The 20,681-nt window shown below is 62.1% G+C and carries 18 protein-coding genes; 5 read left to right on the top strand and 13 right to left on the bottom strand.

All coding sequences use genetic code 11. From position 1 onward, the window contains the following. Positions 1–51 precede the first annotated feature (51 nt). Both mhpD and V6765_RS21885 read right to left on the bottom strand, forming a co-directional pair. Positions 52–849 carry a 2-keto-4-pentenoate hydratase gene (gene mhpD / locus V6765_RS21890; RefSeq protein WP_448432730.1) on the bottom strand — a complete coding sequence of 266 codons (798 nt, stop codon included), beginning with the start codon at positions 847–849 and terminating at the stop codon, positions 52–54. Between the two features lie 2 nt (positions 850–851). Further along, complete coding sequence (locus V6765_RS21885) at positions 852–2,567, bottom strand: bifunctional 3-(3-hydroxy-phenyl)propionate/3-hydroxycinnamic acid hydroxylase (RefSeq protein WP_448432729.1); 1,716 nt, start codon at positions 2,565–2,567, stop codon at positions 852–854. 139 nt (positions 2,568–2,706) lie between these two features. Here V6765_RS21885 and V6765_RS21880 point away from each other — a divergent pair, with 139 nt between their 5' ends. Continuing rightward, a complete protein-coding gene (locus V6765_RS21880) occupies positions 2,707–3,519 on the top strand; it encodes a DNA-binding transcriptional regulator (RefSeq protein ID WP_448432728.1) in 813 nt (270 codons plus the stop codon). On the opposite strand, the gene V6765_RS21875 is transcribed toward V6765_RS21880, so the two are convergent. After that, the gene (locus V6765_RS21875; RefSeq protein WP_448432727.1) at positions 3,483–4,511 is read right to left on the bottom strand and encodes a VOC family protein; all 1,029 of its coding nucleotides are present in this window, start codon (positions 4,509–4,511) and stop codon (positions 3,483–3,485) included. The genes V6765_RS21880 and V6765_RS21875 overlap by 37 nt on opposite strands. Before the next feature lie 310 nt (positions 4,512–4,821). Between V6765_RS21875 and V6765_RS21870 the strand changes: the two genes are divergently transcribed. Further along, positions 4,822–5,685 carry an alpha/beta fold hydrolase gene (locus tag V6765_RS21870; RefSeq protein ID WP_448432726.1) on the top strand — a complete coding sequence of 288 codons (864 nt, stop codon included), beginning with the start codon at positions 4,822–4,824 and terminating at the stop codon, positions 5,683–5,685. 223 nt (positions 5,686–5,908) lie between these two features. After that, a complete protein-coding gene (locus V6765_RS21865) occupies positions 5,909–6,862 on the top strand; it encodes a DMT family transporter (protein WP_448432725.1) in 954 nt (317 codons plus the stop codon). A 38-nt stretch (positions 6,863–6,900) separates the two neighbouring features. Here the strand turns inward: V6765_RS21865 and V6765_RS21860 are convergent, their stop codons facing one another. After that, entirely contained in the window at positions 6,901–7,935 is a 1,035-nt protein-coding gene (locus V6765_RS21860; protein ID WP_448432724.1) for an aldo/keto reductase, read from the bottom strand. Between the two features lie 13 nt (positions 7,936–7,948). After that, positions 7,949–9,139 (bottom strand): MFS transporter, encoded by a 1,191-nt coding sequence (locus tag V6765_RS21855; RefSeq protein ID WP_448432723.1) that lies wholly within the window; start codon positions 9,137–9,139, stop codon positions 7,949–7,951. Positions 9,140–9,240: 101 nt separating this feature from the next. Between V6765_RS21855 and V6765_RS21850 the strand changes: the two genes are divergently transcribed. Together V6765_RS21850 and V6765_RS21845 are read left to right on the top strand one after the other, a co-directional pair. Further along, positions 9,241–10,146, top strand: coding sequence for a LysR family transcriptional regulator (locus V6765_RS21850; protein ID WP_448432722.1), 906 nt, complete (start codon positions 9,241–9,243; stop codon positions 10,144–10,146). A gap of 172 nt (positions 10,147–10,318) precedes the next feature. Beyond that, positions 10,319–11,476: a M20 aminoacylase family protein gene (locus V6765_RS21845; RefSeq protein ID WP_448432779.1), complete on the top strand. Its 1,158-nt coding sequence runs from the start codon at positions 10,319–10,321 to the stop codon at positions 11,474–11,476. Here the strand turns inward: V6765_RS21845 and V6765_RS21840 are convergent. From V6765_RS21840 to V6765_RS21805, 8 genes are all read right to left on the bottom strand, one after another. Further along, positions 11,473–13,239, bottom strand: coding sequence for an adenine deaminase (locus tag V6765_RS21840; RefSeq protein ID WP_448432721.1), 1,767 nt, complete (start codon positions 13,237–13,239; stop codon positions 11,473–11,475). The two genes, V6765_RS21845 and V6765_RS21840, sit on opposite strands and share 4 nt — an antisense overlap. After that, a complete protein-coding gene (locus V6765_RS21835; RefSeq protein ID WP_448432720.1) occupies positions 13,236–14,171 on the bottom strand; it encodes a nucleoside hydrolase in 936 nt (311 codons plus the stop codon). The genes V6765_RS21840 and V6765_RS21835 overlap by 4 nt, the downstream gene beginning before the upstream one ends. A gap of 9 nt (positions 14,172–14,180) precedes the next feature. Beyond that, entirely contained in the window at positions 14,181–15,203 is a 1,023-nt protein-coding gene (locus V6765_RS21830; RefSeq protein ID WP_448432719.1) for an ABC transporter ATP-binding protein, read from the bottom strand. Continuing rightward, entirely contained in the window at positions 15,196–15,975 is a 780-nt protein-coding gene (locus V6765_RS21825; protein ID WP_448432718.1) for an ABC transporter permease, read from the bottom strand. The genes V6765_RS21830 and V6765_RS21825 overlap by 8 nt, the downstream gene beginning before the upstream one ends. Next, positions 15,972–16,799 (bottom strand): ABC transporter permease, encoded by an 828-nt coding sequence (locus V6765_RS21820; protein ID WP_448432717.1) that lies wholly within the window; start codon positions 16,797–16,799, stop codon positions 15,972–15,974. Before V6765_RS21820 ends, V6765_RS21825 begins: the two co-directional genes overlap by 4 nt. A gap of 95 nt (positions 16,800–16,894) precedes the next feature. After that, the gene (locus tag V6765_RS21815) at positions 16,895–17,920 is read right to left on the bottom strand and encodes an ABC transporter substrate-binding protein (RefSeq protein WP_448432716.1); all 1,026 of its coding nucleotides are present in this window, start codon (positions 17,918–17,920) and stop codon (positions 16,895–16,897) included. Beyond that, on the bottom strand, positions 17,917–18,969 hold the full coding sequence (locus V6765_RS21810) for a LacI family DNA-binding transcriptional regulator (protein ID WP_448432715.1): 1,053 nt from the start codon (positions 18,967–18,969) through the stop codon (positions 17,917–17,919). The genes V6765_RS21815 and V6765_RS21810 overlap by 4 nt, the downstream gene beginning before the upstream one ends. A gap of 307 nt (positions 18,970–19,276) precedes the next feature. After that, positions 19,277–20,647 (bottom strand): aminotransferase, encoded by a 1,371-nt coding sequence (locus V6765_RS21805; protein ID WP_448432714.1) that lies wholly within the window; start codon positions 20,645–20,647, stop codon positions 19,277–19,279. Between the last annotated feature and the right edge of the window lie 34 nt (positions 20,648–20,681).

The following is a 20,681-nucleotide window of genomic DNA, read 5'->3' as shown; positions in this document are numbered from 1 at the left end:
TGATGGCGGCAGCCGGGTCTCCTCCTTGAGAACCCCGGGCCGGCTTGCTGTTCAGTCCTGATTGTTGCCGAAAGCGGCGCGAACCGATCCAAGGCCTTCAATGTCGGCCTCAAACTGGTCTCCGGGCGAAACCGGAACCATGGGCCCGAGCGCGCCGGTCATGATGAGATCGCCGGCCAGAAGCGGTGTGCCGAAGGCGGCCATCTTGCGCGCCAGCCACAGCGCCGCGTTGAGCGGATGGCCGAGGCAGGCCGCCCCGGAACCTGTCGAAACCGTTTCGCCGTTGCGGGTCATGGCCATTGACAGCGTCTTGAGATCAAGGCCGGCAAGCGGCATCGGAACGCCGCCCAGAACCACGAGCCCGGACGATGCATTGTCGGCAACCGTGTCGTTGAAGCGGATATTCCAGTCCGCGATCCGGCTGCCGACGACCTCGATGGCGGGAAGGGCGAAATCGACGGCGCGGATCAATTCGACCAGCGTCGTGTCGACCGCCGGAAGGTCGGCCTTCAGCACCAGCGCGATTTCCGCCTCCGCCTTCGGCTGCATTACCCGCGCAAACGGAATTTCCTCATCATCGCCGTAGATCATGTCGGCGAAAAGCGTGCCGAAATCCGGTTGGTCGACGCCAAGCTGCGCCTGCACGGCCTTGGCCGTCAACCCAATCTTGCGGCCGACGATCCGGCGACCGGTCGACACCCAATGTTCGACATTGGCGCGCTGCACCGCATAGGCAGTCTCGCCGCCATCATCGGGCATGGCATCACGGATCGGGGCGATGGGTTTTGCCGTTTCCTCGGCGGCAAGAAGCGCGCCCGCGAGTTGCCGGACCAGTGCGGCGTCGACCATGATCACGCCTCCTTCGCCAGCGCCATCGGCTGCGGCTTGCCGGGATAGGACATGGCGCGCGCCAGAGAACGCGAGACCTCGGTCACCGTCAGCGGCGTGGCCGTGGCCGCCACCACGCGGTCGGGCCGCAGGAAGACCACGGATTCCGGCCAGTTGCCGAACCATTCCTTCAGCCGCCCCTGCTGATCGCCGATCTCGATAACGCCGTTCATCGCGTCGGTTCCGAAACCGAGCGCCTCATCGGGCCGGACGCCGAGCTGCACGTCCGGCTTCACACAGATGAACACCGCGCCGAGGGCCTGCCACATCGCGATCTGGTCGGCATCCATATATTGCAGCGGATTGTTGCCCCAGGAGAGGATTGCGAAATTGGGACCGATCAGATCGTCCATGCGCCTGACCTCGCCCGTGGTGGTGCGCACCCGCGGCTGGATGAACAGGCGACCGACCGGGCTTTCCTTGCTTTTGATCCGGCTCGGCACCAGCGCGCCTTCGGTAAAGCGCGGCATCGGCTTGAAGCGCATCTCGACGAAGTAGCGTTTGACAGCGGGGAACAGGTTTAAAAACCAGGTGACGCCATCGCGCACCGTGCCGAGAAACGCATAGGGCGGGTTGAACACCTTGCCGACCATGACCGAAAGGTCGATCATCGCCTTGGCATGGCTGCGCCGCTCGCTCTCATAGGTATCGAGAAGGTCCGGGCCCAGGCGGCCGTTTACCACCATTGCCAGCTTCCAGCCGAGATTGGCGGCGTCGCGAATGCCGCTGTTATAGCCCTGCCCCTGCCAGACCGGCATGATGTGGGCGGCATCTCCGGCAAGCACGACCCGCCCGACGCGGAAGCGATTGGCAAGCCGTGCATTGTGATTGTAGATCCGGCGGCGGATCAGCTTGGCCTCTTCCGGCTTTTCCAGCACCTTGGCCAGCAGGCTGCGCATGACGTCGGGGCGTTCGAAATGCGCGTCGTCCTCGTCCTTCATCACCATGAATTCGAAACGGCGCACGCCGTGCGGCAGGGCGGCGGAAACGTAGGGCCGCTTCGGATCGCAGACCAGGTAGATATTGGGCGTGCCGACGGGATCATTCTCGACATCAACGACCATCCACTTGTTGGCGGCGGTCTTGCCCTCGAAGGCAAGTCCCAGCGCGCTGCGCACCGGACTGCGGCCGCCATCGGCGCCGACCAGGTAGTCCGCCTCGATGGTGAACGGCCCGTCCGGGCCTTCCACCGTCGCGACCACGCCGTCGGCGTCCTGCTTCAGGCTTTTGAATTCTGTCGAGAACAGGACCTTCACGTGGCTGTAGCGGGAAAGCCCTTCATAAAGAATCCGGTCGGCCTGCGGTTGGATGAAGGCGTTGCGGCGCGACCAGCCGAACTCGTCGGTTTTCGGTTCGAGAGATGCCCAGCAGCGGCCCTTCGCGGTCAAGAACCGCATCCAGTGCAGCGGCGTGGTGTGCGGCTCGATCCTGTCGGCAAGCCCTATGCCCTGCATCGTGCGCATCGCCTCGTCATCAATGCCGATGGCGCGCGGATATTCGATCAGCTCCGGCAGCGCCTCGATCACGATCGTCTCGACGCCGTAGCCGCCGAGAAAATTGGCGAGCGTCAGGCCGACGGGACCCGCGCCGGCGATCAGCACCCGCGTCTTCATCGGGGTCGCGCGCGCAGTCGCAGCGGCCGCACCGGCATCGTGATGTGAACTGGCGGGAATTGTCATGATCTGGCTCCTCGGTCTCATCGTCCGGGAGACGTTCTCCTCCGCGCCCCGGCAACGCAGATGAGCTACCAGCAGGCTTGCCAAGTGAACAATGATCATGAGAGATATGTGCACATAGTGCACAAAACCGGAGGCCAAAATGGGAGAGGCAAGCCAAACGCCGTACAAGCCCGTTCAGGGTCTGTCGCGAGGCCTCGCTTTGTTGCGGTCGCTTAACCAGGCCGAGGGCGGGTGGGCCACCGTGCGGGAGTTGAGCACGGCGACAGGGCTGCATCGCACGACGGTGCGCCGGCTTCTGGAAACGCTTCAGAACGAGGGTCTGGTGCGCCGGTCGACGTCCGACGACAGCTACAGGCTGACGGCCGGGGTCTACGGCCTGAGCGACGGCTACAATGAAGACGAGTGGATTTCGGAAGCAGCCTCCGCCGTGCTCGGCGAACTGCTTGTCAAGGTGGTCTGGCCCTCGGACCTGGCAACGCTTGACGGGCTTTCCATGCAGGTGCGCGAGACCACGCACCGTTTCAGCCCGCTGTCTTTTCACAAGGTCACGGTGCGCCGCCGCCTGCCGTTGACCACGACGGCGCTTGGGCGGGCCTATCTTGCCTTCTGTCCGGATGAGGAGCGTGAAGCGCTGCTTGCGGGCCTTGCGCGGCAGCCGGGCTCGCTTCTGGCGGAACCAGCGGCGCGAAGCGCCTTCGAGGCGCAGCTCGCTGACTACCGGAAAAACGGCTACGCATTTGCCAATGGCGACTGGACCCGCGAGCAGAAGATCATGGCGCTCGCGGTGCCGGTCATGCATGGCGACAAGGTGGCCGGATGCCTGAATGTCGTGATGCTGCGCTCGGCCATGAGCCTGTCGCAGGCATGCGAGAAATATCTCGCGCCGCTTCGGGAAGCGGCGCGCAAGGTCGAAGACTACTTGGCCAATGCCGGGGCCGGGTCATTGCGGTAGAGCCCGGCGCAGCCGGTGGTGTGGCGCCCGCGGCTGCCTGTCGACGTATCGATGGGATCGCCATACCATGTCATGCCATCGGGAAATGCTTCCTGTTCCCATTCGATGGGCTTCCAATCGGGATCGAAAATCAGGTAGCCGCCGGCATAAAGTTCGACGCGGTGGTCGGACCCCGGATCGTGAATATAAAGATACATCGCTTGACCGATACCATGCTTGCCCGGCCCGACGCCGTAGGAAACATCGAGATCGCGCAGCGTATCGGCCGCCGTCAATACGTCGGAAAAATCCTGCAGATTGAAAGCGATGTGATGAAGCTGGGCCGTCTTGTTCAGGCCGTTGGCGACAATCGCCAGGTCGTGTACCTGCGGCGTCACCGACATCCACGAGGCCAGCACGGTGCCCGGCCGGTGCGGCAGATGGGCAAATTCGCGACGCTTGAAGCCGAGCGTATCGCGCACCCAGCTTTCGGCCTGATTGATGGTGTCCGGCGAGGTCTGGATGTTGAAATGGTCGATCCGGCGCACGCCGAGGCCACGGCGTTTCGAGCTGTTGGACGGCAGGCGCGAGCGCATGCTTTCCGGCGCCAGCGGCTTTTCCATGTCGTAATAAAGTTCGAACGGATGACCGCCGCCGGGCAGAAGGAAACGGATCGCTTCGCCGCGTCCGGCTTCGGCGCCGGCCGGAACCTCGAGAACCTCGATGCCCTGCCGGGTCAGCTCCTCATGGAACAGCGCGACATCCTGCGGGCGCTTGACGCGGAATGAGAACGCATTGACGACGGCCTCTTCCTGTTCGGTCAGAACCAGGGAATGATGTCCCAGTTCCTGATAGCAGCGCAGATAGGACACATTGCCCTTGCGCTCGACCTCTTCCATGCCGAGCGTGTCGCGGAAGAAGAACAGCGACTTTTCGATATCTTTCGTGCCGAGATTGACGGTGCCGCACTGGGCAATCTGCGGGCCGGGGTCAAATTGATCTGAAAATGCCATGGAAAGCCTCCCTGAAAATGGCAACACTCTTCCGGCCGGGAAACCGCCTGCGGGCTTCCTGGACATTCCGTCCCGGCCGCGACATGCGCGGCGCTGGCCTTCGATCATGAAAACGGTGCGCGAACGCCGCTCCTCACAGCATTGGGTCCGCGTCGTCTGCTTTTCACTGGCTAACAGAGGCAAAACGAACCGGACAATCGCCAAATCGGCTCCGTGCACAATGTGCACAGCATGGGCTGGCCGTTTGCGCACGCCGGGACGAGATCGCTAGTTTCGCCTCGAAGAAAGCGCCATCACCGGAGGAGACTTCATGGCCCAGATATTCACGGCGGAAGCGACCAGCCGTTTCGCCGAGATCGCCCACGGCGACAGCACGTTGAAAATTCATCACAATGATTGCGACCCTGGCCTCGGCGGCGAGGCCGTGGTCATGCTCCACGGTTCCGGCCCCGGGGCAACGGGCTGGGCGAATTTCAATCGCAATATCCAACCCCTGACCGACGCCGGCTATCGCGTCGTGCTGATGGATTGCCCCGGCTGGGGAGAGAGCGACACGGTCATCTCCGAAGGCTCCCGCTCCGACCTGAACGCCCGGATGCTGAACGGTCTTGTCGAAAAACTGGCGCTTGAGAAGATACACATCATCGGAAACTCGATGGGCGGCCACAGCGCGGTTGCCTTCGCGCTCGCGCATCCCGAAAAGGTCGGCAAGCTGATCCTGATGGGCGGCGGCACCGGCGGCGTGAGCCTGTTCACGCCGCAGCCCGCCGAAGGCATCAAGCTAATCGGCGCGCTTTATCGCAATCCTACCATCGAGAACCTGAAGAAGATGATGGATGTTTTCGTCTTCGATTCCAGCGATCTCACCGAAGAGCTGTTCGAGACCCGGTTGAAGAACATCCTGGCGCGCCGCGACCACCTAGAAAATTTCGTCAAGAGCCTGGCGATCAATCCGCGCCAGTTCCCCAATGTCGACCACCGGCTGCACGAAATCACCGCCGAAACGCTGATCGTCTGGGGTCGCAACGACCGCTTCGTGCCGGTGGACACCGGCCTCAGGCTGGTGGCGGGCATAGAGAACTCCGAACTGCACGTCTTCAACCGATGCGGCCACTGGGTTCAGTGGGAACACGCCGACAAGTTCAACCGAATGGTGCTCGACTTTCTGGCGTGAGCGATGTCCTTGGTCTTTGTTGGCAAGCTGGCTCGCGGTCGCGGTCAGAGCCTTTCCCGCCATCAGCGCCGTCGGGATGTCGGGGCGGGCGGGAACGCTGATCGGCGCGGCGATATGCGCGATGTCCGGGCCTTCTTTGATGGTTCGGTCGTCGTCGAAGCATTCGAGGCGATCCATCGGCTAGTCGTACTCCAGAACACAAGGAGATACGACAGATGATGGTATGGCCCATTCGCGGCAGCTTCGGACAGCGGAAGGTCCGGGCAAGATGACCTCGCGGGGATCGATGACTGTCGAGTACCTGCTGCTCGGCCTTTTGGCGCTTCTTTGGGGATCGTCCTACCTCTTCATCAAGGTCGCGGTGACCGACATTCCACCGATCACCCTGATCGCTTTGCGGGTCAGCGGCGCGGCCCTGTTTCTTTTCGTCGTTCTGCTGGTGCGGGGCGGCCGGATGCCGCGCGATGCGAGGACATGGGCGATGTTGGGGGTTCAGGCGACCTTCAACAGCATCGGGGCCTGGACGGTGCTTGCCTGGGGACAGCAGTTCGTCGGCGCCGGGCTTGCCAGCGTCCTGAACTCGACCTCCCCGATCTTCGTCTTCCTGTTCACCACCCTGATCACCCGCCACGAAACGCTTGGCGGGCGGAAGCTCGCCGGCGCCATCCTCGGCCTTGCCGGCGTCGTGCTGATCGTCGGCGTGGACGCGCTCTCGGGCCTGGGCAGCGCGGTGGCGGGCCAGCTGGCCTGCCTGGCCGGTGCGATGCTCTATGCGGGCGCCGCAATCTACGGCAAGAGATTTTCCAAGGTCGGCGCGCTGGAGACCGCGCTCGGAACCATGATCTGGGCCAGCGTCGTTCTGGTGCCTTTGGCATTCATCGTCGAAGAGCCGATGACGCTGCGCCTTGGCGCTCCCGCCCTGGCCGCGACGGCCGCTTTGTCGATCTTCTGCACGGGAGCGGCCTTGCTCGTCTATTTCCGGCTGGTGCACACGCTCGGCTCGCTCGGCGTGGCGAGCCAGAGCTACCTGCGCGCCGGAATCGGCGTAGTTCTCGGGATTGCGTTTCTGGGCGAGACCCTGACGCTGCCGGTCGCAACCGGGCTCCTGGCCGCGATTGCCGGCGTGGCCCTCATCAATGCCCCGTCCGTCCGCAAACCGGCGAAGTCCATCGGTTAAGCGCAATCAGGTCGAACGGCGCTCCTCGATCTGCCTCCTCAAACCATCGGAGGGTCCAGCCGTGCAAAGCCTTCCTGCCGGCGATATGGGAAATGGGGGTAAGGCGCGGGCTTCGTGCTTGCCGCATCCAGACGCGCGATCTGATCCTCGGTCAGGGCCCAGCCGACAGCCCCCAGATTGTCGCGGAGCTGCTTTTCATTACGCGCTCCGATGATGACTGACGAGACGGTGGGGCGCCGGAGAAGCCAGTTGAGCGCGATCTGCGGAACGGTCTTGCCGGTTTCTTCCGCGATGGCATCGAGTACGTCGACGACCGTGTACAGATACTCATCGTCTACCGGCGGTCCGAATTGCGCGGTCTCGTGCAAACGACTGGCCTCGGGAATGGGATTGCCCCGGCGGATCCTGCCGGTCAGCCGCCCCCAACCGAGCGGGCTCCAGACGATCGCGCCCAACCCCTGGTCCGCCCCAAGCGGCATCAGGTCCCACTCATAGTCCCGGCCGACGAGCGAGTAGTAAGCCTGATTGGCGACATAGCGCGGCCAGCCGTGTTTTTCCGCCGCGGCGAGCGACTTCATGATCTGCCAGCCGGAGAAATTCGAAACGCCGGCGTAAAGAACCTTTCCGTCGCGCACGAGCTGGTCGAGCGTCGAAAGCACCTCTTCAACCGGGGTGAACGCATCAAACGCGTGCAGTTGGAGAAGGTCGATATGGTCGGTTTTCAAACGCCTGAGCGCGGCCTCGACGCCTCTGACCAGCTTGTACCGGGATGAACCGGCAGCATTCGGCCCGTCTCCCACGGGCAGGCTCATCTTGGTGGAGAGCAACAGCGTGTCGCGACGGCCTTTCACCGCCTCGCCCAGCACTTCCTCCGACGCGCCGTCCGAATAATTGTCAGCGGTGTCGAACAGATTGATGCCAGCTTCCAGACAAATGTCGACGAGACGGCGCGCCTCCATCACATCGGACGTGCCCCAATGGCTGAAGAGCGGTCCGGATCCGCCGAATGTGCCGGCGCCGAAGCTCAGCGCGGAAACCTTGAGGCCGGATTTTCCGAGATAGCGATACTCCATAATGATAATCTCCTTAGCGTAAAGCTGTGTGTCGGGATGGATGCGGGGAACGGGCATGTCGCCGTTCGAGCCCGAAAGCGCCGAGCGCGATCATGATGGCGAGGACGGGAAACGCCGCCGCGGCGAGCGGCAGCGCCTTCAACCCCGACCCTTGAGCAATCACGACGCCGCCCGTCCAGGCGCCGAGCGCGTTGCCAAGGTTGAAGGCCGCGATGTTGAGGCTGGCGGCGAGACTCTCGCCGGCTCCGATTGCCTTGGAAAGGACCCATGATTGCAGCGGCGGCACCGTTGCAAATCCCGCCGCGCCGAGAAGGCCCGTCAGCGCGATCGCGGCGACCCGGTTTTCGAGCCCGAACGTCATGGCCACAAGGACGATTGAAAGCGCGCCCATGCTGCCGATGAGCGCCGTTTTCAGCCTTGTATCCGCGAGCCTGCCGCCCAGCAGATTTCCCCCGACAAGACCGAGGCCGAAGACCAGCAGGATCGGTGAAACGGCGCTGTCGGCAAATCCGCCCACCTGGGTGAGTAGCGGCGCGATATAGGTGAACAGGGCGAAGACTCCGGCAAAGCCGAGAACCGTCGTCAGGAAGCCGAGCAGAACCGGGGCGCGGGAGACGGCTTTCATATCGGCCTTCCAGTCCGCTCGGCGCGCCGGCGACGTATCCGACGGGACGAAGAGGATGAGCACGACGAATGCCAGCATACCGATCCCCGTCACCGCCCAGAAGGTCGTGCGCCAGCCGAATTGCTGCCCGATCCATGTTCCGGCCGGCACGCCGAGAATGTTCGCCAGTGTGAGGCCCGTGAACATGATTGCGATGGCGGACGCCTGTCTCTCCCTGCCGACGAGGCTTGCGGCGAAGACCGAGCCGACGCCGAAATAGGTGCCGTGGGTCAGCGCCGTCAGAATGCGCGCCGCCATCAGCAGGCCGTAGGTCGGCGCCATCGCGCAGGCCGCATTGCCGATGATGAAGATCGCCATCAAGCCGATCAATACGTGCTTCCTGTTCATGTTTGCCGACAAGACGCTGAGGACCGGCGCGCCGGCCACGACGCCCAGCGCATAGCCGGAAATCAGCATGCCCGCCGCGGCGACGGACACGCCGAGATCGCGACCGACCTCGAGAAGAAGGCCCATGATGACGAATTCGGTGACGCCGATGCCAAAGGCACCGGCGGCCAGAGCATAGAGTGCGAGTGGCATGGCGGGTCCTGTCCGTGCGGTTTTCGATAGACAGATCCTAGCCCGCGAATTTATAGTGAATTAGTCGGCCGATAAGAATATCATAAGTGAATTCAATTCATATGTCTCGCATCAACATAAACCGTAGCGGTGAAATGGAAGTCTTCGTTCGGGTTGTCGAACTCGGCGGGTTCACCCATGCGGCGCGGCAACTTGGGATGACGCAGTCGGCCGTCAGCAAGCTGATCTCCCGACTGGAGGCCCGGCTCGGCACACGGCTTTTCAACCGCTCCACCCGGCGTCTCGATCTGACCGCCGAAGGCTGCTCGTTTTACGAGCGCGCATCGGCAATTCTGTCGGACATCGAAGAAGCCGAGCGGCATGCCGGGCGAGGCGAACAGCCTGTCGGGCGCATCCGGCTGAATACGAGCGCATCCTACGCGGCGCATGTGCTGGAGCCGGTCCTGCCGATGTTTCAGGAGCGGTACCCGGAGATTGTGCTGGACATCGTCCTGACCGACAGCGTGATCGACCTCTTGGCAGAGCGGACCGATGTCGTCGTGCGCGCCGGGCCGCTCAAGGATTCCAGTCTCGTCGCGCGCAAGCTCGGTGAATCGCCGATGATCATCGTCGCTGCGCCGGACTATCTTGAGCGCGTCGGAGAACCGGCATGTGTTGCGGATATCGAACGGCACAAAAGGATCGGCTTCGGCTATCCGCGCGAAATCGAAGGATGGCGTTTTATCTCCGATGGCGAACCCGCCCAGGCCTGTCCCGCAATCGGCATTCAGGCCAGCGATGGAGAAACCGTCCGCCGACTGGCAATCAGGGGGCTCGGCCTCGCGCGCCTTGCTGCCTTCACCGTGCGAGACGACATCGCGGCCGGCCGGCTGATGCCGGTGCTTGATGCGTTTCATACCGCTGACAATGAAGCATTCCACGCCGTCTATACGGGACAGGGCGGCCCTCTTCCCGCACGCGTCAGAACCTTGCTGAACTTCCTGGCCGAGCACGGGAAAGTGGACTGACCGTGACAGGTCTCGCGAGGTGCGGCCATATTACAGGACCTCGCAATTCGCGTTGATACCGCTTAAGAAGCGCTTTAGGCCGTAGATATCATTACCGGAAAAAACACTCCGAAAGGCATTTAAGAGGATGACTGTACAGGACAATCGCGCGACATCGGTGCTTTCCGAGATCATGAGTGATCACGCCTTCTGGCGGTCGCTGCGTCAGGATCTGCACGCACATCCCGAGCTCGGCTTTGAGGAACACCGGACCAGCGAGATCGTCGCCAGATTGCTCGAAGAAGACGGCATTGCGATCCATCGCGGACTTGGCGGCACTGGGGTTGTCGGCACGCTGAAGGCAGGCGACGGCAACCGGGCCATCGGCCTGCGCGCGGATATGGATGCGCTTGCCATGCCGGAAACGGCGGACCGGCCCTATAAAAGCACCGTCGAGGGCAAGATGCATGCCTGCGGCCATGACGGACACACGGTGATGCTTCTGGCGGCGGCGCGCTATCTGGCGCGGACGAAAGACTTTTCCGGCACGGTTCATTTCATCTTTCAGCCCGCCGAAGAAGGCCGCGGCGGCGCGAAGAAGATGGTAGAGGATGGGCTTTTCAAGCTGTTTCCCTGCGATGCGGTTTACGGACTGCACAATATGCCGGGTCTCGATATCGATGAAATGGCCGTGGTCGAGGGGCCGCAGCTTGCCTCTTCGGATAGCTGGCGCGTCACGTTCAAGGGCACCGGCACCCACGGCGCAAAGCCGCATCTCGGACGCGATCCGGTGACGGCTTCCGGCCATTTCATCGCAGCGCTGCAGACGATTGTCGGGCGGGTGGTCGATCCGCTTCAGCCCGCGGTCGTTTCAGCCTGCTCGGTGAGGGCAGGCGATCCGAATGCGCTCAACGTCATTCCGGATATCGTTGAAATCGGCGGAACCGCGCGCGCCTATTCGCCCGAAACCCGCGACCAGCTGGAAGAGGAAATAGGCCGGCTTGCGCATGGCATGGCTGCCTCTTTCGGCATTGAGGCCGAGTATCGGTTCATTCGCCGCATTCCGCCGGTCGTCAATGCGACGGAGCCGATGCAAACGGCGCTGCAGGCAGCTGAAACCGTCTTCGGCGAAAAGGTGCGCACGGCCTTTCCGCCCTCAACGGCTGGCGACGACTTCGCCTTTTTCGGAAATGAAGTGCCAGGCTGCTATGTCTGGCTTGGCAACGGTCCGGCCGTGGACGGCGCTTTGCACCACAACACGGCCTATGACTTCAACGATGACGCCATCGGCTACGGCGCAGCCTACTGGGTGCGGCTGACAGAGACCGAACTGCCCGTCAAGACCGACTAGAAAATCTGCCGCAGCACCGGGCTTTCCAGCACGGTTCCGGTTTCAGCATCGGCGATGCCCATATCGGTCTGGTGCGGGCCGGCGTTGCAGGCAAGCGTTGCACCGACCAGCGCCTTGAAGGTGAGATAGGGCGGCTCCCAGTCAACGATTGTTCCGGCAGCCTTGCGCACGGCCTCGAAATCACGGGCAACATCTTCAAGCGGTGCATCCGAGATCAGGCCCAGCAGCGGCAGGGCAAGCAGTGCTTTCACCTTGCCATCAGCCACTACGACCATGCCGCCGCCGCTCTCGATCAGCGCATTGGCCGCCACCGCCATATCTTCCGTGTTCTGGCCGAACACTGTGAGGTTATGGCTGTCGTGCGAAACCGTGGTTGCGAATGCGCCCCGCCATTCTCCCCATCCGCGCAGAAACCCGGTTTGCGGCTTCGCTGCTGCTTGACCGTGACGGTGGACGACGCTGATCAGCGTTGCGCCGTCTGGCGGACATACAAATCCGTTCTGCACATCCGCCTCCGCCTTGCCCCAGCGGGTAAACCGCGGTTGGTCGATGGTGGCGACCTCGACGCGCGTCCCCTTGGCCTTCACCCTGAAATCATCCGATGAAAGCGGCTCAACCTTCATGGAGCCCTTGAGCATGCCGGAAGGATGATCGGAAACGGCAGCATTGAGGCACCCGTCAGAGGCGATGACCTTGCCATCGACAATAACGTGGCGGGCCGCAAACGCCTCAAGATCCTCAAAAATCGCGATATTGGCGCGCCGTCCGGCCGCGATGAGCCCGAGATCGGTTCGGTTCAGACGCCGCGCGGCATTCAGCGTGGCCGCCTGCAGGGCCTGAACGGGGGGCAAACCGCGCGCGACCAGCGCCCGGATGAGCGCAACCATACCGCCTCCGGTCAACAGGTCATCCGGAAAGACATCGTCGGTGCACAGCGTCAGCGTCTGTGGCCAGACGGGCAGGCTCTTCAAAGCCGCGACAAAGTCATCGAACAGGTAAGGGTGCGAGCCGCGCAGCTCGATTGTCAGCCCGGCGCGCAGTTTCTCCAGAAGGTCATCGCCCGATGTCAGCTCATGATCGGAAGACACTCCGGCGCTCATGAAGGCCGCAAGCCTGTTGCCGGAAAGCCCGCGCGCATGACCGAAAACCGGTTTTTGTGCATGAAGTCCGGCATTGACGATGGCGCTCATGCGCGGACTGCCGGAAATAACGCCCTCCATATTCATGACTTCGGCGATGCCGCCGATTTCCGGTCTCTCAAGAAGTCCGGCAATCGTTTCCGGCCCGAAATCCGCGCCAGCGCGTTCAAGCCCCGGCGCTGACGGCACACAGGATGGCGCCAGAACGGTGGTATCGAGCGGCAGATCGCGCGCGGCCTCAATCGCCCAGTCAACAGCAGGAACACCGGCGACATTGGCCAGTTCATGCGGATCCCAGACAACCGACGTTGTTCCACGCGCCAAAACGGCTCTGGCATAGGTCGCAGGCGTCACCATCGAGCTTTCGACATGCATGTGCATGTCGATGAGACCCGGCGCGATGAAGGCGCCCGTCGCATCGAGACGGTGCGCGGCGTCGCTGCGGCTGCCGGGAGGGATCACTGCCGCTATCATGGAGCCGGAAAGGCCGATATCGGCCTTTCGCAGTTCACCGGTTGCGACATCCACCACTGTGCTGCCGGAAATCAGAAGGTCGAATGGCCGCTCACCACGGGCAGCCTCAACCGCTGCGGCGCGTATTCCGGGATCGTTAATGTTTTTCATCGCCGAGCCTCCGCCAGCAATGCGCCCATGATCGTGTCATGCGCGGCATCGGCATCAACCTCGGTGATAATCGATGCGTTGAAATCCGCCTCCGGTGCGAGTTTGTAAGCACGGGTTTCAACGACACTGCGTCCACGGGTGATGTGTCCGGCCGTTTCAAAGGCCAGATGAACCGGCTGCAGGGCAACAAGCGACGGGTAACAAAAAACCACTGCCGCCGCAGGATCAAAAAACGCCATTTCGGTGCGACCCCGCCTTGCGGCTATGTTGAGAAATCCTTCTGTTAGGTCGGCCAGAAGCGGTGCGTTCCTTCCGTTTTCAACGCGCAGCGCCGCTACATCGCCTGCGTTGATCGTGACCTTGCGGCAAAAATCGAGGTCGGCCATGACAAAGGGGATGCCACGCGAAAGCACGATTGAGGCCGCTTCCGGGTCAGCCAGTGCGTTGAACTCGGCGGAAGCGGTGTGGTTGCCGCTGGTGACGCCGCCGCCCATCCAGACAATCTCGCTGATCCGGCTGGCAAGGTCGGGCCGCGCCAGACAAAGGGCTGCGATATTGGTCGAAGGCCCAAGTGCCAGAATACGCTTCGGCCCGTCATCCTTCGAAAGCCAGTCGCAAAGGGCAACGAAGGCCGGATCGGATGGCGGAAGTGTCGCTTCCGGCAGGCTGAGCCCCGCCGTCGGCATGCCGGCATCGCTGAGGATCGAAGCTGCGGTTTCCACCGCCCCCATCACCGCCCGGTCAGCCCCGGCATGGATCGGGAAGGTCCAGTCGAAAACCCTTGCCGCCGAGGCGGCATTACTGCTGACCTTCGCCAGCGTCGTGTTCCCAAAGGTCAGCGACAGGCCGTCGATCCTCTCACCGCTTGCCTGAACGGTGAGGATGGCGGCGATGTCGTCGAACCCCATATCCGTGTCGATCCAGACGCCCATGATCGCCGCCTATCGCTTCAGGATAACGGCGTCTTCGACCCGAAGATCGAAGGCGAGTTGCTGGCCCAGGCTATGCGCCGGTGCGCTGGCATCCACATCGACCTTGATCTGACCAAGCGGTGTTTCCAGCACATATTCGCGCATCTGACCGACAAAGGCCGCGCCGATCACCGTGCCAGTGAAGGCCCCTTCGCCAAGGCGCACGAAACGCGGCCGCCATGCCAGACCCTTTGCATCCGCAGGAAGCGCTTCGGGAAGCAAGAAGGCTTCGCCTTTGCCTTTGAGCTTGCCCGCTTCAACCGTGAAAATGTTTTCGAAGCCGACGAAATCGGCAACGAAGGCGGATTCGGGACGGTTATAGATATCCTCCGGCGTTCCGAGCTGTTCGATGGCGCCATCTTTCATCACAACGATCCGGTCGGCCAGCGACAGCGCCTCCGACTGGTCGTGGGTCACGAACACCATGGTCAGATTGTTGGCCCGCTGCACCCGCTGAAGCTCGGTGCGCATTTCAAGACGCAAACGTGCATCAAGGTTCGAAAGCGGTTCATCCAGAAGCAGCACTTTCGGATCCATCACCAGCGAGCGGGCAAGGGCCACGCGCTGCTGCTGACCGCCGGAAAGATCGGTGGGGCGTCGGCCGGCATAATCGCCGAGGCCGACAGCGCTCAAGCCTTCACCAACGCGAGCAGAAAGATCCGAACCGCGCATACCCTTCAGTTTCAGCCCGAAAGCGACGTTTTCAAACACCGAAAGATGGGGGAAGAGCGCATAGGACTGAAACATCAGCCCGACCTCGCGCTTGTTCGGCGGAACGCGGGTGACATCGCGGCCATCCAGAAAGATCTCACCGCCCGACGGCGTCATCAGCCCGGCAATGGCACGCATGGTCGTCGTCTTCCCGCAACCCGAAGGCCCAAGAAGGGCGATCAGCTCACCTTTGGCAATTTCAAGGTTAAGCCGCTCAACGACGGTGTTCTTGCCGTAGGAGAGCGACAGGTTGTTCAGGGAAAGCAGAGTTTGGTCAGACATAGCGGGTAAAGCCCAGAAAACGCTCGGCGACAAACACAATGCCGATCGAGAGGAAAGCAAGAAGTGCGGCGAGTGCGGCGACGGATGGATCGTAAGTGGTTTCCATATAGCCGATCATATCGATGGGCAGCGTGCGAACGCCCGGCCCTGACAGGAACAGTGACACCGGCACCTGATTGAAACTCGTCACGAAGCCGAGAATGAAGGCCGAGAGCACGCCGCCGCGAATATTGGGCAGCACCACGCGGAAAAACGCCCCTGCCCGGCTGGCGCCGAGCAGGATCGCGGCCTCTTCGATATCGGAGCGCAAATTGTTGAGGCTCGCCGAAACCACGCGCACCGCATAGGGCAGGATCAGCGCGGTATGGGCGACGAACAGCGCCAGCGTGATCGACAAGGACAGCGGCACGACGAAATAGCGCAAGAGCGCCAGACCGACGATGATCCCCGGCACGATGATCGGAGAGGAGACGATCAGCCGCACGGTTTCCGCAACCGGAACCTTGTAGCGCGACATGGCATAGGACGCCGGAATGCCGAGGATCAGCGCGGCCAGCGTGCCGAAGATCGCCAGAAACATCGACATGGCGAAGCTGTCGCGGAAGCTCTCGACGGAGAAGACCTTGATCACCCATTTCAGCGAAAGCCCCGGCGGGGGAAAGGCGAGATTGTTGCCGGATGAAAGCCCCGCCATCACGATGACGATGAACGGGCCGATCAGAAAGACGAGCGTCAGCGCCAGCGGCAGGAAGATGAAGAATTTCGATCTCATTTGCCACCTCGCGCGGATGCGATTTTCTTGAGCAGGAAGTTGGCGGAAAAGGCCATGGCCATCAGAATGAAGGCAATCACACTGGCCGAGACCAGATCATTGGCAACGGTCACGCGCTGATAAAGCAGGGTTTCCAGCATCAGCACCTTGGAGCCGCCGAGAATGGCCGGCGTGATATAGGCGGTCATGGAACCGGTGAAAACCAGCGTTCCCCCGATGATCAGCCCCTCGCGGGTGAGCGGCAGGATCACCTTCCAGAACACCTGAAACCAGTTGGCGCCCAGAACGCGTGCGGCGGGCACGGCATCGCGCGGCATGTTTTCCAGCGCGGAAATCAGCGCAATGATCATCAGCGGCAGGAAAAGCTGCAGCAGGCCGATGGTGACGGCCGTTTCGGTAAAGAGAAAGCGGATCGGCTCGTCCGAAAGCCCGAGACCGACCAGCGCCTTGTTGATGATGCCGGTGCGCCCCAGAAGCACGATCCAGGCATAGGTGCGCGCCACCGGTGAAATCATCAACGGCAGAACGATCAGCCCGATCATCCGCCCCTTGCTCTTCTCGTGCAGGCTGACGGTGGCATAGGCCGCGGCATAGCCGATGATGGCGGCAATGACGGTCACCAGTGCGGCCAGTCTCAGCGTGCGGAAAAAGACGGTGCGGTTCAGCGATTTCGAGAAGAAATCGGCATAGGCCGAAAGCGTCCATTGGCCATCGATATGCACGCCCTGCGCCAAAAGCACCACGACCGGAACCAGAAACACCACTCCGGCGAAAAGGGCGGCCGGCAGAACAAGCGCCATGGCCTCAACGCGGCTTTGAAACATGAGGTAACTTTCTCTTGTCAAACAGCACGGCGGCGCAATCGCCGCCGTGCACAGGCAAACCCGGATGGGACAAGGTCTGCCGGTTTCAGCCGGTCTTACTGACCGACGTCTTCATTCCACTGCTCAAGCCACATATCGCGGTTATCCAGCAGAACGTCGGAGGGCAGAAGATGGAGGTTGTCAGCCGTTTCCGCGCCATAGGTCAGGTTATCGGCAACCGCGTCGGAAACCACGACCTCCTTGTTGGCGGGGCTGTCCACCAGCGCTTCTGCAAGCTTGGTCTGAACATCCGTCGACAGCCAGAAATCCATGAACTGCATCGCCAGATCTTCGTGGCCGCTGTCCTTGGTCATGACCATGACATTGAGGCCGCCGGTCTGGCCTTCCTTCGGCGTTGCCCATGCGATGGGAAAGCCCATATCGGTGAACCGGCCCCAGGCGAAACGGCCGATGGGTGCTGCCCAGATTTCCTCCTGCTGCATCAGCTGCGCCAGCTGCGAGGAGCGAACGTAGAAAGTGACGAAATCGTCGCGATGCTCGGCAACCGCATCGATCGGCGCCGTCAGATTGTAATCGTCATTGCCGATGGCCTTGCCGAGCATGTAAAGCGCGGGCGGGCCCTGATTGGTGGTGACATTGGGAAATGCGACGCGGCCAGCCAGTTCCGGGCTCAACAGATCCTCCCAGCTGTCGATCGACACCTTGTCGGAGCGGTAGGCGATCGATGTGGCGTAAAAGGTGTAGCCGACGCTCTTGCCATCGCCATTGGGATCCTTGGCGATATCGTAAAGCTTGTCGTAGCTGGACAGCTTCGAATAATCGATATCGGCGATCAGCCCCGCGCGCGCGGCCGAAAGCGCATCGGCCATCGACATGACGGCCATATCGACGACGGGGCTTTCCTTGTTGGCCTCCATCTTGGCCAGCCGCTCCACGCTGTTGCCGGTTTCAACGACAATGTCGCAATCGCAGATTTCCTCGAACGGGTCGTAGACGATCTCCTTGAACGCATCCTGCGCGAAGGCATAGACGGAAATCGTCAGCGTCTTGTCGGCGGCTGAGGCGGTTCCGGCCGAAAGCGCCAGCGCCGCGACAGCGGCAGATGTGAGAAAGGTCTTCATGGGTTCAGTTCTCCTTCAGAGGTTTTGGTGATCAATGGCTTTTCAGCTTCTTCTTGTGGAGCCGGTCCGGTGGATCGGCGGATGACAAGGGTCATGGGAACGCGGTCGCGGGCAGCCTTCACGGTCTGGCCGTCGGCTTCGGCTCGTGTTTCGATCGCCTGTTTGAGCGCGGTGATCGCGATTTCAGCGACCGCGGGCATATCCATCCGCACGGTGGTCAGCGCCGGGGTGACGACGCTTGCAAACATCAGATCGTCAAAGCCGGAGACCGACGCCATGGCCGGAACGCCGATCCCGGCATTTTGCAGATGGGTGAGCACCTTCAGCGCCTGCAGGTCGGAGACGGTCACAAAGGCGGTGAAGCCTTCCGCATACCACTGCGTCGCATCGAACCCGTCTCCTGCCGCCATTGACGGGCTGTCGAGCCAGATCGTTTTTGTCGTGGCGGCGGCAAGGGCTGCGCGTACGCCTCCAAGCCTGTCATTTTGAACAATGGAATTGCGATGATTGCCGATCAGCAGGATTTTCCGGTGACCAAGAGCGGCCAGATGCTCGCCCAAAAGAAAACCACCACCCCAGTGATCGGCGGAAACCGTGTTTCCGGGCGTCGACGGAGAATCGATCATCGCCACCGGACAACCGATATCGCCGACGCGCGTACCGCGCCGCGGCACCACGATCATGCCGTCAACGCCGTGATCCTTCAAATGCCGGATGGCTTCCGTCTGCGCCTGGATGCTGCCGCGCGAATCCGCAATCAGAACGCCGAGCCCGGCATCGGTCGCCGCGTTCTCGATCGCTTGTGCGATCTGCGGAAACAGCGGATTGCCGATATCCGGCAGGACAAGACCGATGACGCCGGTCAGCCCGGTGCGTAGTGCGCGGGCCGACAAGCTTGGCACATAGCCCAGCTCGTCCGCCACCTCCCGTATCCGTTTTGCCAGATCCGCCGAAACCCGCCCCTTGCCGGAAAGCGCATTGGAGACCGTTGCGGTGGAAATATCCAGCCGATCCGCGATCTCGGTCAATTTGGGCGGGCGCTGCTGCATTCGTGTCATATCTTGCTTAAACGATTAAGCAAACATGTCGAAAAACGAACGCAATGTCGAGTCTCGTCGGCGCTTTTTGTGTGACGAGGCCTTCCGGTTGGTTGAGCGCCCCGGCATGGATAATCCGGAATTGCCGATGCCTCTGTAGCTATTGCTTGCCGAATGGTGGCCCGACGGACACCGTGGCGGAACGCACTGCAATCACGGCCTGCTGCGGCTTCCGCAAGCTGAGCGGGCCGACCTCTCGGGAATGAAAAAGCGCGGGGCCTTGCGTCCCGCGCTGACGTTTTTCAGGCTGCGACGATGCTTAGCCGAGCACTTCTTTCACAGCGTCGACGGTGGCCGAGACGATGGTGTCGGCCTCCGCGCGGGTCAGGCAGAAGGGCGGGGCGTAGCCGATGATATCGCCCTGCGGCATGGCGCGGGCGATGACGCCGCGCTTGAGCATGGCTGCGGACACCGAGGGGCCGATCTTCTTTCCAGCGTCAAAGAAGGTGCGGCTGTCGCGATCCTCGACGAATTCGACGGCGCACAGCATGCCTTCGCCGCGGATCTCCCCGACATTGGCGTGGTCGCCGAGCGCGTCGGACATGGCCTTGTTGAGATAGGCGCCGGTCTCGCCGGCATTCGAAACAAGGTTCAGCTTGTCGAGAAGCTGCAGGTTGGCAACGCCCGCCGCGGCGCCGATCGGGTGCGCGGAATAGGTCCAGCCATGACCGATCGGGCCGTTCTCGTCGGTGCCCTGCTCGAGGACCTTCCACACCTTGTCGGAGATGATCGAGCCGGAAAGCGGAGCATAGGCCGAGGTCAGACCCTTGGCGATGGTGATGATGTCGGGCTCGATACCGTAATGGGCGGAGCCGAACATGGTGCCGAGACGGCCGAAGCCGGTGACCACTTCGTCGGCGATCAGCAGGATATCGTGCTTTTTCAGCACGTTCTGGATGGCTTCCCAGTAGCCGGCGGGCGGCGGCACGATACCGCCGGTTCCCAGAACCGGTTCGCCGATGAAGGCCGCGATGGTGTCCGCGCCTTCCCGCTCGATCAGGGCCTCGAGCTCGCGGGCACAATGCGCCACGAAGTCTTGTTCCGACATCGCCAGGTCGTCGCGGCGGTAATAATAGGGCGCCTCGGTGTGGATGACGGTGCTGAGCGGCAGGTCGAACTTCTTGTGAAACAGTTCAAGCCCGGTCAATGAACCGGTCATCAGGCCCGAGCCGTGATAGCCGCGCCAGCGGGAGATGATCTTCTTCTTCTCCGGCCGGCCGAGGATGTTGTTGTAGTACCAGACGAGCTTGATGTTGGTCTCGTTGGCATCCGAACCTGACAGGCCGAAATAGACGCGGCTCATGTTTGCAGGCGCGCGGTCGATGATCATCTTGGCAAGCGTCACCGAGGCTTCGGTGCCATGGCCGACATAGGAGTGGTAGTAGGCGAGCTCCCGGGCTTGCTCGGCGATGGCATCGGCGACTTCCCGGCGGCCGTAGCCGATATTGACGCAGTAGAGGCCGGCGAAGGCGTCGAGCAGCCTGTTGCCGTCGCGGTCCGAGATATGGACGCCTTCGCCGCCGGTGACGATCCGGTTCTTCAGTTCACCACGGGCGAACTGGCCCAAATGGGTCGAGGGGTGGAAGAAGTGATCGTGATCCCACTGGTCAAGCTGGTCGTTGCGAAGCATAGGCTTTCCTTTCGATTATCGTTCGTGTGTGTTG

The organism is Martelella sp. FOR1707, from assembly GCF_053484265.1.
The sequence above is the reverse complement of the archived record's forward strand: the minus strand, read 5'-3'. Positions and strand labels throughout refer to the sequence as shown.